Below are 14,640 nucleotides of genomic sequence, written 5' to 3'. Positions count from 1 at the left end.
ACATAATCTATCGGCAATTGTGCGGGTTTCTTTAACCGCCGCACGACAATCGCTGCCCTAAACCGACAGCGCCCGGGCGAAGCCGGGGCGCTGTCTACTGCACGTAGATCAGGAAACGCGGTGATCCCGTACCGGCTCAGAATTTTTCGAATTCGGCATCCAGCTGATCGTCCCCTCCCATCTGGAGATTGACGCCCGCCGCGGCCCGGGCCGGCGCGCCAGGCGCATGCGCGTAGCCGTTGGCATGCCCCTGCCCCAGGTGCGAAATCTGGACCTTTTTCGTCGCGTTCTTGGCCACGGCGGGACCACGCATCGCCGGACCGCTGCCGACCTTGAAGAAGGAAATGGCCGTCTGGAGCTGTTCCGCCTGAGCCGCCAGTTCCTCGGACGTCGAGGCCATCTCTTCGGAAGCGCTGGCATTCTGCTGGATCACCTGGTCGAGCTGCTGGATCGCCTTATTGATCTGCTCGGCACCGGTATCCTGCTCGCGGCAGGCGGCACTGATCTCCTGGACCAGTTCGGCGGTCCGCTGGATATCCGGCACAAGCCGGGCCAGCATCTCGCCGGCCTGTTCCGCCACGCCGACGCTGGACGCCGACAGTTCGCTGATCTCGCCGGCAGCCTTCTGGCTCCGCTCCGCCAGCTTGCGTACCTCAGCGGCCACCACGGCGAATCCCTTGCCGTGCTCGCCGGCCCGTGCCGCTTCGATCGCCGCATTGAGCGCCAGCAGATTGGTCTGCCGGGCAATCTCCTCGATGATCGAGATTTTCGCCGCAATTTCCCGCATCGCCGTCACCGTTCCCGCCACTGCCTTACCCCCCTCGCGGGCATCTTCGGCGCTCTTGGTGGCAATCTTCTCGGTTTGCATGGCATTATCGGCGTTCTGCCGGATATTGGACGACATCTCTTCCATGGACGACGAGGCCTCTTCGGCGGCCGCCGCCTGCTCGGTGGCTCCCTGAGACATCTCCTCGGAGGTGGACGACAGTTCCTGGCTACCGGAGGCGACGTTGTCGGCAGCGCTCTTGACCTCGCCGACCACCTGCTTCAGTTTGTCCATCATATTCTTCATGGCTTCCAGCAGTTGGCCCGTCTCGTCCTTGCCGCGCGGGTTGATGTCGACCATCAGGTCGCCTTCGGCGAGGCGGTTGGAAGCGCCGACAGCTTCCAGCAGCGGCCGGGTAATGCTCCGGGTAATCAGGAAGGCGATAACGATGCTCAGTAACAGGGCGCAGCCACCCAGAATCAGCATGATCATGACGATCTTGCCGACGGCGGCCACCGTATCAAGCGAATTGCTCTGGGCCTCGTCGGCCTGGCTCTTCTGGAATTTCTCTACGGCAGCCGTCAGCTTGCCGCGGATCGGATCGAACTCCGCCATCAACCGGTTGCCAGCCTCCTGCCCCTGGTTGAGGTAGGTGTCGGCCATTTTGAGCCCACTGTCATGAAAGGCCTTGAAGTCGTCGGCAAGTTCGTCTACTTCCTTAAGTCCCTTGGCGTCGTTTTCGCGGCGGTACATCTCAGAGAAAAACGACAGGGCCTCGTTGAATTTCTTCACCTGCTCCTCGGCTTCCTTAATCCCGTCACGGCTATGGGTGGCCGCAACGTCGGTCAGCACTTCGGAGATGGAGGTAACCGCCACATCCATTTCGTAAGCCGCCATCATGGCGGGCAAGGATTCCTTCGCCACCTGACGCGACTCCCGATCAACCTCTTTCAGCATCACTATCGACACGACGACGATAATGGCAAAGATAGCCAGGACAGAGCCAAAGCCCAGACCGAGACGGGTTCCGATCTTCATGTTTTTGATCACGAGAAGTCTCCTCTCCAAGCTGAATATCAAACCGGCCGGTGGATGCCGACGGGCGACAAGATCAATCAATGCCGGGGACGTTGACCGTGTTTCGTTAACCCGGATTTAACGCCCCCAGTGTTTTTTATCGGCAGGGAAAACGAACCGGCATATCAGGAAAATCCTGATATGCCGGTTCTAATCTTTTCCAGCGAGATCAGTCCTTCGCCGTTGCAGAGAACCGAGCTGTTCAGGCAACCAATTCCGCATCGGCAACCGGCCTGTTCACACAATCCGGATAATCGCCGCACCGGCCGCCACGGCAGCCGGGCAGCATCACCGCGTGGGCCGGCTGCCCCGCCCGCTGCTGACTGTCAAGCTGCAGAAAAAACAGCCTGACCAGTTCGGGATCGAGGGCGCTCCCGGCCATCTGGGCCACCATGTTCCTGGCGGTTTCGGCAGGGAAGGCCGGCCGGTAGGGACGATCCGACGAGAGAGCGTCGTAAATGTCGGCAATGGCGACGATCCGTGCCTCAAGGGGAATCTCCCGGCCGGCAAGGCCGTGCGGGTACCCGAGACCGTCAAGGCGCTCGTGATGGCTCTGGACGATATTGATCACCCGCTCCGGCAACCGCGACCGACCGGCGATTTCAACCCCCCAGAGCGGATGCATCTTGATTACGGCAAACTCTTCGTCGGTCAGCCGGCGTTCGGCATTGAGAATCAAGGCCGGCACCCGGATTTTGCCACAGTCGTGGAGCCAACTGCCTTGCTGGATTTCCTGCCGCTCCTGCTCGGACAGCTGCAAGGCATCGGCAATCAGCAGGGCATAGTCGGCTACCCGGTCGCAGTGCCCCTTCGTCCAGCCATCCTTGCGCTCGATCAGCCTGCCGAGGGAATGGATAAGACATTCCTCGCGCCGTTTGCGGTTGCGCAACTCCCGAAAGCGCTTGACCCCCTCCCGGACGGCGCTGACCATCTCCGGCCCCTTCCACGGTTTCTCGAAATGGCAAAAGAGCGGTTCCGGTTGCTGCTGTTCGAGAAATGCCGGCAGATCGGTAATTCCCGACATCAGGATCGGCACCGTGGCCACCGACAGCGTCTTGACACGGGCGATCAGTTCCAGGCCGTCGATTACCGGCAGGAGATAATCGGTCACCAGAACGGCAACTTCCTCGCGCCGGACGATCTCCAGGGCTTCGGCACCGTCGTTCGCCAGCAAGACCTTGACCCCTTCGTTACGGAACAGGCAGCCGAGATATTCCAAAACCATCGCCTCATCGTCGACAAATAGGACGCTTTCCATCATCGTGCCCCCACGCAGTGAACAATTCCCGGATGAATGTGTGCGGTATGTCTGTCGTTACTAATTAGTATCGACAGAGTAATAGGCTCCTGAATCAGGAGATTCCTGAGGAGATGCGGGGAAATTACTGACGGTCCAGAAAGCCCGCCGGGACGGGTCAAGCCACGCTGGCCGGCACCGTGACGGTCACCCGCGTTCCGGTGCCGACCACCGAATCGATCCGGATCTCGCCCCCAAGGTGACCGATTCGCTGACGAATATTGAAGAGGCCGAAGCTCCCTTTCTTTTCTCGGCGCTGCGGGTCATTGGCAGTTTGAAAACCGCAGCCGTCGTCTTCGACCCGCAGTTCGACGGTATCGCACTGCTTGCTGATGCCGATCGTCACCCGGCGTGCGGCAGCATGCTTGGCACTGTTAACGAGCAGTTCACGAACCACCTGGTAAAGGGTGACACTGATCTCTCCGTCGAGCGGCTTCGGTTCACCATCGTCATGGAACGCCACCTGAAAGCCGTGCTCGGCCTGGAAACGTTCCCCGAGGGATTCCAGCGCCGCCTCAAGGCCGACTTCGTAGAGCAGCGGCGGGCTGATCTGAAAGGTCAGCGACCGGACATCCTGGATGGTCTGTTCGAGCACGGTGGCGATGGTATCAAGCTGGCGGGCCGGCTCGGCTGCCCGCACCGAGCGGGCCAGCCGGCTCAGGCCGATCCGGGCAAAAGCGAGCGACTGGCCGAGCCGATCATGGAGTTCGCCGGCGATCCGCCGCCGCTCCCGCTCCTCCGCCAACGACAGTTCGGCCGCCAGCGTGCTCAACTCCTGCTGATAGGAAACGAGTTCCGCCGCCGCCCTGACCCGCTCGGTGACGTCGCGGGCGATGCCGAGGATGCCCACCACGTCCCCGTTGCAGCGCTGCTGGGCGCCGACAAACTCGCCGACCTGGTAATCGCCGGCCCGGGCCCGGATCCTGATTTCCACCGGCCGGGACTCTTCCTCCTCCAGGACGCGACGGACCATCTGCAGCGCAAAGGGAAGATCTTCCGGATGGACGAGCGACTCAATAGGCTGGCCGAGCCACTCAGCGACGGGCCAGCCGGTAATCGTGGTAAAGGCGTGGTTGAGCGAGGTGATCCGGGCTTCTGGCGAGAGGGTGAAGACAACATCCTTGGCATTCTCCACCAGGTTCCGGTAGTGCCACTCCGAATCCCGCAACGCCCGTTCCACCCGCCGCCGGCCGGCAAGTTCCCGCTGCAGTTGCCGATTGGTCGTCATCAGCTCGGCGGTCCGTTGGTCGACCATCTCCTCCAACTGGTCGCGGTAATGCCGCATCCCCTCTTCAGCCCACTGTCGCTCGGTGATATCGTTCAACAGCGCCATCGTCCCGGCAAAGCGGCCACCGACGTCAACCAGCCGTTTCAGGCCGACCTCGAAACAGCGCCGCCCCGCCACAGTATCAAGTTCAATCTCGAAACGGTCTTCCTGCCGTCCGCCCCGTTTCAGCGAGGCAAGAGCATCGTCTAGCCAGGCGACCCGGCGGCCGCGGAGCAATCCCCCGTAATAGCCGGCCCCGGCAACAACGGACAGGCCATGGAGACCGGCGGCGGCAGCATTGACGACATCGACAAGCCCGCGCTCATCGAGCAGGATGGCCGGGGTGTTCAGACTGTCGAAAAGGGTGAGATATTTGTTCTTCTCATTGGTGAGGGTACGATTGGCCTGCTGTAGTTCGGTCAGCCGGTCGGCCGGACGGTCGGTCTCCCAGGCATCGCAGACCGCCAGCTCGGCTCGGTCGAAACAGCCGTCGACGAGCCGGCGGAGCAGCTTTTCGTCCCGGCGGGGGCTCAGGTGGCGGCAAAACAGGTCACGATATGCGTGCCGATACCCCTTCAGCGCCTGGAGAAACATGCCGAGGGTGACGCCGCGCCGGCGATGGCCGGCCGCCGTGGCAGCGCAAAATGCCGCCACGGCGCCCCCCCCGTCCGGCGCGCTCCCCTCGACGGCCGAGACATCGGCCAGCACCGCCCGGTTGAGACCGGCGATGGCGGTTGCTCGGGCGCCGGGCATGGTCGGGGCATAGGCCCCGCCGGCGATCTGCCGCAGGTAACCATCGACCAGTTCGTCGAGCATACCTTCGTTTTTTTGCAGCAATGCTTCCAGAATATCCATTCTTCCCAGGCAGGTACGGGTGCCGACGCCACCTAGTAGCGTTCGAACTCCTGGTCCACGCTGTCATGATCTTGCAACATTTCCAGGACGACGCCGTCGACCGCCGCCTTGCCGGCCGCAGTGGCCGCCGCGGCCTGACGACCGCCGATATGGGCGGCAAGCTGCTTTTTGGCCTGCTTGGCCGAAGCGACATGCCGTCGGGCCAGCCGGACATCGTCAACTTTGAAGAAGGCGATACTGGTCTGGAGCTGTTCCGCCTGGGAAGCCAACTCTTCGGAGGTGGAGGCCATCTCTTCCGCGGCGCTGGCGTTCTGCTGGATCACCTGGTCGAGCTGCTGGATCGCCCGGTTGATCTGTTCGGCGCCGGTATCCTGTTCACGGCTGGCAGCGCTGATCTCCTGGACCAGGTCGGCGGTCCGCTGGATGTCCGGTACCATCCGGGCCAGCATCGCCCCCGCCTTCTCGGCCACCTCGACACTGGTCGAGGAAAGTTCGCTGATCTCGCCGGCCGCCTTCTGGCTCCGTTCGGCCAGCTTGCGCACCTCGGCGGCGACCACCGCGAATCCCTTGCCGTGCTCGCCGGCCCGGGCCGCCTCGATGGCGGCGTTGAGCGCCAGCAGGTTGGTCTGCCGGGCGATCTCCTCGATGATCGATATCTTGCCGGCGATCTCTTTCATCGCCGTCACCGTCTCGCTGACCGCTTTGCCGCCATCGCTGGCATCGGTAGCGCTCTTGACGGCGATCTTTTCCGTCTGGGAGGCATTGTCGGCGTTCTGGCGGATATTGGACGACATCTCTTCCATGGAGGACGAGGCCTCCTCGGCGGCCGCCGCCTGCTCCGTCGCTCCTTGGGACATCTGCTCCGAACTGGCGGAAAGCTCCTGGCTCCCCGAGGCGACATTGTCGGCGGCAACGATCACTTCGGTCACCACTTCCCGCAGCTTGGCAACCATACTGGCCAGAGCCTGCATCAATTCATCCTGCGCCGACCGCTCCCGGATCTCGACCCGCAGGTCGCCGGCGGCGATCTGCTGGGCGGTGGCGGTAATCCCGGTCAGCGCTTCGATCAAGGCATTGAGGTTGTTTTTGATCTCATTGAAATCCCCGTAATAGGTTTCGCTCAGCGGCGGCGGCACGTCACCCCGGGCGATCCGCTCCAGGTAGCCGGCGGTAGCATTGATCGGCGTGACGAAGGCATCGATCAGCCGGTTGATTCCGGCCACCAACTCGCTCCAGGCACCATTGCAGGCCGTGGCATCGCCCCGGTTGTCAAGTTTCCCGGCCTGAACCGCCTGGATCAACCGATCGGTCTCTCCAAGGAGCCCTTTCACCGTCGTGACCATGGCATTGAGATTCTTACCCAGCAGATCCTTCTCCGAACGGATTCGCACCGCCACCGTCAGATCGCCGTTTGCGACCTTTTCTGCGGCCAGCGCTGATTCACGGAGGCTTTCCACCATATTCTTCATCGCCGCGAGCAATTCACCCGCCTCATCGGCCCGTGCGACCTCGATGGTCATCTCCAGATCGCCGGTAGCCAGCCGGTTGGCAATCGATACCCCTTCCAGCAGCGGCGCAGTGATGCTCCGGGTGATGATAACGCTGATCGCTACGCAGGCCAGTACCGCCAAGAGGGTCAGGCAGAGCATGACCGTCGTCGATTTGGTGGCAACCTGCTGGACGACCTGCTCCTGTTTCGCCATCCGCTTGTTCCCCTGGTCGGCAAAGTCCTGCGCCGCCCCCTCCAGCTTGTGGATCTCATCCTTGTACTGGCCGATGGCGGCATTGGCGTCTTTGGTGCTGGTAATCTTACCGGCGGTCACCTGGTTGTAGACCTTATTGAATCCCGCCACGTATCCGGCAAGGTTTTCCTTCATCCCCTTGATGAGCTCCAGGTCCTGCTGGCTCTCGACGACCTTCTCCAGGTCGGCGATCCGGGCAGAGGCATGGTCGAGCTGCTCTTTCCATTTTCCGTAGTATTCGGCGACCTTTTCCGGCGACCCCATGTTGATGAACGCATCTTTTTCAAAACGCCGCATGCCGAGCACATTGGCCCGCAGCCGGGCGGAATGTTCGGCAACCCGCGCCTCGTGATGCGCCATCTGGCTGGTCGCGCCGGTCAGGATGTGAAGCCCCCAGTATCCCGAAGCGGCTACCAAAAGCAGCAGCAGCAGGACCAACCCGAAACCCAACCCCAGCCGTTTGCCGATTTTCAAATTTGCCAGTTTCATCTGAACCTCCCCCGGAATCGTCGTCTGCCTACGGATAAAAGTACGCTATTTCACCGACAATCAACGTTCTGTCAACTACCCGATAAGCGTTGTCAACTTTAAGCTATATCGACATAATTAACCAGTATCTTTAAGCTTATTTCATAATATCTTGCAACTATTACGAAAATTACGGCCGACAATCAACCGTGACTCACCGTGCCATATCGCGGCCGACAAAAAAAAGGGAAAGACCTTACGGTGTCTCTCCCCCTGCAACAACTGCCGGCCAAAGGCAGCACCCCTCCCCGGGCCCGGCACCGGGCACTCCCTGTCGCGGCCCCGGCACCGACCCCGGTGACGGTCAATACTTCTCGAATTCGTCGTCCATCCCGTCGCTGGCAGCGCCCATATCGAGCATCACCCCCCGGGCCGCCCCAGCCTGGCGCGTCCCCCCGGCAGCACCGGGCCGGGGACGGGACGCGGCGCCGGCCGGGCCATACCCGAGGCGCTTTTTGGCATTGGCGCCGTTTTTCCCGGCAGCGGCATCCCGCCGGGCGCCCTGGCTGCTCTCTTCGCCCGTCTTGAAAAAGCTGATAATCGACTGGAGCTGTTCCGCCTGGGAAGCCAACTCTTCTGAGGTTGAAGCCATCTCTTCCGAGGCACTGGCATTCTGCTGGATCACCTGATCGAGCTGCTGGATCGCCCGGTTGATCTGTTCGGCGCCGGCATCCTGCTCCCGACTGGCGGCACTGATCTCCTGGACCAGCTCGGCGGTCCGCTGGATGTCTGGTACCATCCGGGCCAGCATCCCGCCCGCCTTCTCGGCCACCTCGACACTGGTCGAGGAAAGTTCGCTGATCTCGCCGGCCGCCTTCTGGCTCCGTTCGGCCAGCTTGCGCACCTCGGCGGCGACCACCGCGAATCCCTTGCCGTGCTCGCCGGCCCGGGCCGCCTCGATGGCCGCATTGAGCGCCAGCAGGTTGGTCTGCCGGGCGATCTCTTCGATGATCGAAATCTTGCCGGCGATCTCCTTCATCGCCACCACCGTCTCGGCTACCGCCTTTCCCCCCTCCCGGGCGTCTTGGGCACTCTTGACGGCGATCTTTTCCGTCTGGGAGGCGTTGTCGGCATTCTGGCGGATGTTGGACGACATCTGTTCCATCGACGATGAAGCCTCTTCGGCGGCGGCAGCCTGTTCCGTCGCCCCCTGGCTCATCTCCTCGGAACTGGAAGAGAGTTCCTGGCTCCCCGCCGTGACATTGTCGGCGGCATTCTTGACATCGGCCACCACGTCTTTCAGCTTGGCCACCATCCGGGCCAGCGCCTTGCCAAGGGTATCCAGCTCCGAAAGGACGGCAACCGAGACACTCAGATCACCGCCGGCGATCTGCTCGGCCAGATACGCCTTCTCCTGCTGACTGGCGATTAGCGACGCCAGGGCGGCGCCAAGGGTATCCCGGTCGGAGCGGGGCTTCACCTCGGTGTTGATGTTGCCGATGGCAATCTGCTCGGCGGCCCGGGCGAACTCCGCCAGATTGCGCACCGCCCGGCTCAGGCTCTCGACGATCTGGCCGATCTCGTCCTGCCGCTCGGCAACCAGTTCAATGCTGAGATCGCCCGCCGAGAAGGCTTCCAATTTTTCGACCAGCATCCGCACCTGCCGTTCCAGGTACTCCCGCTGCTCGTTCGCCTCCCGCTGCAGCCGCTTGACCTCGGTGATATCGATGATCACCTCCATCCCGCCGTAGGGGCGCCCCTCCTCGTCGAGCAACGCCGAGCAGGCCGCCTGGATCGGGATCTTACTGCCGTTGCGCGCCTCGGCCACCGTCTCGCCGATGATCGTCTGACCGCTCTGCATGCAGTTTTTGATGGTGCAGTTGGCACTATTGCAGAGCGGCGTCCGGGCGAAGTCGGCGCAGGTCATCCGCCCGACCACCTCATCCCTTTGGTAGCCCATTGCCTTGAGGGCGGCATCGTTCACCGAGGTGATCAGCAAATTCTTGTCGACAACGAACATCGGCGCCGCCACCGAGCGGAGGATGTTGTCGATTTCCCATTTCGCCCTGACCACCTCGGTTTGGTCGACGATCACCTCCATGCCGCCGGCAATATTTCCCGCCTCGTCGTAAATCGCCGAGCAGACCGCCTTGATCGGGATCTTGCGCCGATCCCGCGTCTCGGCCACCGTCTCGCCGACGATCACTTCACCGGTGCGCATGCAGTTCTTCAGGGTGCAGTCGGCAGTGCCGCAGATCGGCGTCCTGGCAAGCTCGGCGCAGGTCATTCGGCCGACCACCTCGTCGCTGCGGTACCCCATGGCGGTGAGCGCAGCCTCGTTGACATGGGTGATGACCAGATTGCGGTCCACCACAAACATCGGCGCGGCGATTGCCGAGACAATGGACTGGCAGCGAAATTTCTCTCCCTGCAGTTGTTCCCGCTCGCGCTCCAGCGCGGCAATTTTTTCTTCCAGGCGGGCCTTCTCTTCGAGCAAATCCTTGCGCAAAAAATTCAGCATGGTGTTCCCCTTTCCCTCATCAACGACTGGGACATAACGATGGGTCTTTATCGGAAAAATGCCCATCAAAAACACAAAAGAATCAATTCATAAAACAACGCTAATCACACGTACATTGTGCGGTTAATCCCTACACACTTATCACTATCGACCGTTTCCCCCCTGGCTTGAGTGGTTTTTTCAAAACGAAGTTATATGTTTTTCCGACACTTGCGTCCGCCGGCCGGCAGTTTCCGGGTGGTGACGCCGCGGCACACAAAAACAGCGGACGATGAACACCTCCCATCATCCGCTGCCATGAGTCAATCGCCCCTGTCGCCGGTACGCTCTCCCGGCACCAGGGACTGTCAGCCGTTCGCCACCGCCACCTCCGGTTGAACTTCCGCCAGTTCCGCGGCGCTGAAGATCCGGTCGGTATCGAGAATCATGATGAACTGCTCCAGATATTTGCCCATCCCGGCGATAAACGCCGTATCCAGTTTCGTGCCGAGCCGCGGTGCCGGTTCGATGCTTTCCGGCGCCAGTTCGAAGACTTCCTGCACCGAATCGGCCAGCATCCCCAGCACCAGCTGATCCTCGGCCAGATCGATCTCGACCACGATAATGCAGGTATTAATGGTCGGTTCCGTTGCCGGCATGCCGAATTTCAACCGCAGGTCGACCACCGGCACCACACTCCCTCGCAGATTGATCACCCCGCGCATGAACAGCGGGGTCCGGGGGACCTTGGTGATGGTCGAATATTCCAGGATCTCGCGCACTTCCGCCACATCAACGGCAAACACCTCCTCGGTCAGCTTGAAGGTCAGGTATTGCCGGGTTTCTGTAATCGCCGCCACTGCCATTGTCGCCTCCTCGGGGAAGGGGGACGGCGCCACGCACCGCCCCCGACCGTTATCGATTTCAGTACACGTCGAAGGCCTGGTCCAGGCTGTCACCGCCCATATCCAGGTGGACACCGCCATTGGCCACCGCCTTGGCGGCAGCCGCCGGTTTCGACTCGTCCTGGTGATAACCGTTCGAATGGGCGGTAACGAACTGCGCCTTCTTCGTCGCGTTGACCGGCACGGCACGCCGGCGGGCCAGGGCCGTTTCATCGACCGTGAAAAAGGCGATGGTATTCTGCAACTGTTCGGCCTGGGCAGAGAGCTCTTCGGCGGTCGAGGCCATCTCTTCGGCAGCACCGGCATTCTGCTGGATTACCGAGTCGAGCTGCTGGATCGCCCGGTTGATCTGTTCGGCACCGGTATCCTGCTCGCGGCTGGCCGAGCTGATCTCCTGCACCAGTTCGGCGGTCTTCTGGATGTCGGGGAGAATCCGCGCCAGCATGTCGCCGGCCTTCTCGGCCACCTCGACGCTGGAGGCGGAGAGCTGACTGATCTCGCCGGCCGCCTTCTGACTCCGTTCGGCCAGCTTGCGCACCTCGGCGGCGACCACGGCGAACCCTTTACCGTGCTCGCCGGCCCGGGCCGCTTCGATCGCCGCGTTGAGCGCCAGCAGGTTGGTCTGCCGGGCAATCTCCTCGATGATCGAAATCCGGCCGGCGATATCCTTCATCGCCGCTACCGTCTCGGCCACCGCCTTCCCCCCTTCCCGGGCGTCGGCGGCACTCTTCAGGGCGATTTTCTCGGTCTGGGAGGCGTTGTCGGCGTTCTGGCGGATATTGGACGACATCTGCTCCATCGACGACGACGCCTCTTCGGCGGCCGCTGCCTGCTCCGTCGCCCCCTGGGACATCTGCTCCGAACTGGTGCTCATCTCCCGGCTGCCGGCAGTGACGTTGTCGGCGGCGCTCATCACGTCGGCGACCACTTCGGAGAGCTTCTTCACCATCGCGGACAGGGCCTGGATAAGTTCGTCCCTGGCGGAGCGGGACTTCAGTTCCACGGTCAGGTCGCCGGCCGCCACCGTCTGCGCGGCCCGGGTGATGCCGTTGATCGCCTCGATCAGCAGGTTGAGATTGTTCTTGATGATGTTGTACTGCCCCTTGTACTCGGCAGTGATCGCCGGCGGCATATCCCCCTTGGCGATCAGATCCAGGTGCTCCGCCGTGACCATCAGCGGGTTGACGATGTTGGTGATCGTGTCGTTCACCCCCGTCACCAGCTTGTTCCAACCGCCGACGAACAGGGTCGCGTCGGCCCGCTTGTCCAGCTCGCCGTCGGCAGCGGCGCGAATGATGATGTCGGTTTGCGCCAAGAGGTCGTTCATCATCTGCACCATCGCATTCAGGTTCTGCTTGATGATGTTGTACTGCCCCCGGTACTCGGCGGTGATCGTCGGCGGGATCACCCCTTTCGCCACCTTGTCCACGTAATCGGCCGTCACCATCAGCGGATTGACGATGTTGGTGATCGTGTCGTTCACTCCCAGGGCCAGCTGTCGCCAGCCGCCGACAAACAGGCCGGCGTCGGCCCGTTTGTCCAGTTCGCCGTCGGCCGCCGCTCTGATCAGGACCGTGAGCTGTTCCTCGAAGCGCTTGATATTGCTGCGCACCTCTTCGATCGTCTCGTTGATGAACGCCTTTTTCCCCGGGAAACGTTCCAGCGTCGCATCGAAATTTCCCTTGCCGAACTCGGCGACGCAGGCCATCGCCTTCTTCTTGACGCTGATGTGGCCGCCGACCATGGTATTGACCCCGGTGGCCATGGTCCGGTAGGCTCCCTGGTACCGTTCGGCGGGCATCATCACGTCGATGTCGCCCAGATCGTGCATCTTCGACATCTCGTTCATGTCGCTGATCAGGCCGTTCAGGGTATCGATACAGAGGTTGAAATTGTTCTTGATCTCGTTGAAGTCGCCGTTATAGTCGTCGGTAATCCGGGGGGGGATATCTCCCTTGGCGATCCGGTCCACATACTCAGCCGAAACATTCAGCGGCCCGATCACCGCGTCGAGTGTATTGTTGACCCCTTCGACGATCTTCCGGTAATCCCCCTCGTGCTTGGTGGCATCGGCGCGGGTCGCCAGCCGTCCCGCCACCGCTGCGCCGGCCAGCAGGTCGGCATCGGCGATCAACGCCCTGATCCGCTCGACCATCACTTTCATCGCCCCCTGCAGCTGCCCCGTCTCGTCCTTGCCGGTATCGTCAAGGTTCACCTGCAGATCACCGGCGGCAATCTTGCGCGCCGACTCGATGCAGACTGCCACCGGACGGGTGATGCTCCGGGTGACGAACAGCGCCAGCACCACCGCCAGGGCAATGGCGGCCAGCAAGGTTCCGACGATCAGATTACGCGACTGCTGATAGGTGGCAAAGGCACCGTTGCCCGCTTTCTCCACCAACTCCCCCTGGTATTCGATCAGTTTGTTCACCGCGCCCAGGTAGGCATTCTGCACTTTGCGGAAATCGCCGAACATCAGCGACTTCGCCGCCGCATCGTTATCGGCGCGGAGATATCCCTCGATGCGGCTTTCGAGCGGCAGGTAAGCGGCCCGGGCATCGACCACCTCTTTCAGCGCCACCTTCCCCTCCGGGGTGGTAATCCGTTTATCCAGCTCGTCAAGCCGTTTGGCGATATTGCCTTTCGCCTCGTCGACCCGGGCCAACTCCTTGGCAACTTCCTGCGGCTCATTGAGCAGCACCCCGTTGCGTAACGCCCGGGCGACAATATTGAGGTTCTCGATGATTTCGTTGGCCATCACCGTTTTCGGCCATTTATCCTTGACCATATCCTCAATTTCCCGATCGAGGGCACTGAGCCGGGTAATGGCAAACAATCCCATTACCGTCATCAGCACGACCACCACCGCAAATCCTACCCCGAGCCGCATGCCGATTTTCATGTTCTTAACCATAAATCCTCCCGTTTGCCGATAGTTACGTCGCGAATGCTTCCCACTGCCTAGACACGTTTTTGGTAGACCGGGGCATCAGCCGTCACCTGCTCGAAGAGCGGGGCCAGCTCGCCCGGCATTTTCTGGGTATTTTCGCAGACGAAGTAACCTCCCGGCGCCAGGGCGCCATGAAACATCCTGAGGACTTCGACCCGCTGCTGGGGGGAAAAATGGAGCAGCACGTTCTTGCAGACGATCAGGCAGTAATTGCTGCCGATCGGCCGGAGTGACAACAGATCGTGGTACTGGAAGGTGATCCGCTCGCGGAGCAGCGCCTTGACCCGTCGACTCCCTGAGACTTCGGCGGCTTCGAAGTACTTCTCCAGAAGCTCCGGCGGCAAACGCTTCAAATCGTCGTGGGCGTAAATCGCCCGGCTGACCACCTCGCCGAAGCGGTTGGCCTGGTCGTAGTCGGTGGCATCGATCCGCAGATTCTTGAAGCCAAAGGGGTGCATCCGCTCGGCGAGAATCATGGCGACCGTCCAGGTTTCCTGGCCGAGCGCACAGCCGGCATCCCAGATTCTGATCCGGCTCCGGCCGGCGACGGCGGGGATCAGATGATCCGCCGCCCGCTCCAGAATCTGCTGATCACGCATGAAAAAGGAAAATGCCATCGATAAGCCCCCACGCGGCGGGACCTTCCGCAGCGGCGGTCACCGCACATAAAAGTTAATTCATTCACGAGAGCTTATCGGCCGAGGATTAAGGGGGACTATCAGAGAAACCCTGAAAAGGGAGGGAAGGAAATCCTGAAAGAGGGTCAGAAATCGCCTCCCGTTGGTTGGCGGGAAGCCGGCAGAGGGCGGGAAG

General features: G+C 61.7%; 8 protein-coding genes. All 8 read right to left on the bottom strand.

Features of this window, described 5'->3' with window-relative positions:
• Positions 1-136 precede the first annotated feature (136 nt).
• The 8 genes from QMN23_RS07050 to QMN23_RS07015 all read right to left on the bottom strand — a co-directional run bounded on the left by QMN23_RS07050 (position 137) and on the right by QMN23_RS07015 (position 14,444).
• Entirely contained in the window at positions 137-1,804 is a 1,668-nt protein-coding gene (locus QMN23_RS07050) for a methyl-accepting chemotaxis protein (protein WP_282003832.1), read from the bottom strand.
• Positions 1,805-2,045: 241 nt separating this feature from the next.
• Positions 2,046-3,104, bottom strand: coding sequence for an HD-GYP domain-containing protein (locus tag QMN23_RS07045; RefSeq protein ID WP_282002929.1), 1,059 nt, complete (start codon positions 3,102-3,104; stop codon positions 2,046-2,048).
• Between the two features lie 154 nt (positions 3,105-3,258).
• Positions 3,259-5,262 carry a PAS domain-containing sensor histidine kinase gene (locus QMN23_RS07040; protein ID WP_282002927.1) on the bottom strand — a complete coding sequence of 668 codons (2,004 nt, stop codon included), beginning with the start codon at positions 5,260-5,262 and terminating at the stop codon, positions 3,259-3,261.
• Between the two features lie 32 nt (positions 5,263-5,294).
• Positions 5,295-7,493 carry a methyl-accepting chemotaxis protein gene (locus QMN23_RS07035; protein ID WP_282002925.1) on the bottom strand — a complete coding sequence of 733 codons (2,199 nt, stop codon included), beginning with the start codon at positions 7,491-7,493 and terminating at the stop codon, positions 5,295-5,297.
• A 343-nt stretch (positions 7,494-7,836) separates the two neighbouring features.
• The gene (locus QMN23_RS07030; RefSeq protein ID WP_282002924.1) at positions 7,837-9,993 is read right to left on the bottom strand and encodes a methyl-accepting chemotaxis protein; all 2,157 of its coding nucleotides are present in this window, start codon (positions 9,991-9,993) and stop codon (positions 7,837-7,839) included.
• Positions 9,994-10,340: 347 nt separating this feature from the next.
• The gene (locus QMN23_RS07025) at positions 10,341-10,838 is read right to left on the bottom strand and encodes a chemotaxis protein CheW (protein WP_282002922.1); all 498 of its coding nucleotides are present in this window, start codon (positions 10,836-10,838) and stop codon (positions 10,341-10,343) included.
• 58 nt (positions 10,839-10,896) lie between these two features.
• Positions 10,897-13,791: a methyl-accepting chemotaxis protein gene (locus tag QMN23_RS07020; RefSeq protein ID WP_282002920.1), complete on the bottom strand. Its 2,895-nt coding sequence runs from the start codon at positions 13,789-13,791 to the stop codon at positions 10,897-10,899.
• A 47-nt stretch (positions 13,792-13,838) separates the two neighbouring features.
• Positions 13,839-14,444: a CheR family methyltransferase gene (locus QMN23_RS07015; protein WP_282002918.1), complete on the bottom strand. Its 606-nt coding sequence runs from the start codon at positions 14,442-14,444 to the stop codon at positions 13,839-13,841.
• Between the last annotated feature and the right edge of the window lie 196 nt (positions 14,445-14,640).

It is taken from the genome of Geotalea uraniireducens, assembly GCF_027943965.1.
GTDB lineage: Bacteria > Desulfobacterota > Desulfuromonadia > Geobacterales > Geobacteraceae > Geobacter > Geobacter uraniireducens.
The sequence above is the reverse complement of the archived record's forward strand: the minus strand, read 5'-3'. Positions and strand labels throughout refer to the sequence as shown.

Excerpts from the sequence above, each read along its gene's own strand:
- QMN23_RS07050 (WP_282003832.1), bottom strand. The coding sequence starts at position 1,804 with ATGAAGATCGGAACCCGTCTCGGTCTGGGCTTTGGCTCTGTCCTGGCT.
- QMN23_RS07045 (WP_282002929.1), bottom strand. The coding sequence starts at position 3,104 with ATGATGGAAAGCGTCCTATTTGTCGACGATGAGGCGATGGTTTTGGAA.
- QMN23_RS07040 (WP_282002927.1), bottom strand. The coding sequence starts at position 5,262 with ATGGATATTCTGGAAGCATTGCTGCAAAAAAACGAAGGTATGCTCGAC.
- QMN23_RS07035 (WP_282002925.1), bottom strand. The coding sequence starts at position 7,493 with ATGAAACTGGCAAATTTGAAAATCGGCAAACGGCTGGGGTTGGGTTTC.
- QMN23_RS07030 (WP_282002924.1), bottom strand. The coding sequence starts at position 9,993 with ATGCTGAATTTTTTGCGCAAGGATTTGCTCGAAGAGAAGGCCCGCCTG.
- QMN23_RS07025 (WP_282002922.1), bottom strand. The coding sequence starts at position 10,838 with ATGGCAGTGGCGGCGATTACAGAAACCCGGCAATACCTGACCTTCAAG.
- QMN23_RS07020 (WP_282002920.1), bottom strand. The coding sequence starts at position 13,791 with ATGGTTAAGAACATGAAAATCGGCATGCGGCTCGGGGTAGGATTTGCG.
- QMN23_RS07015 (WP_282002918.1), bottom strand. The coding sequence starts at position 14,444 with ATGGCATTTTCCTTTTTCATGCGTGATCAGCAGATTCTGGAGCGGGCG.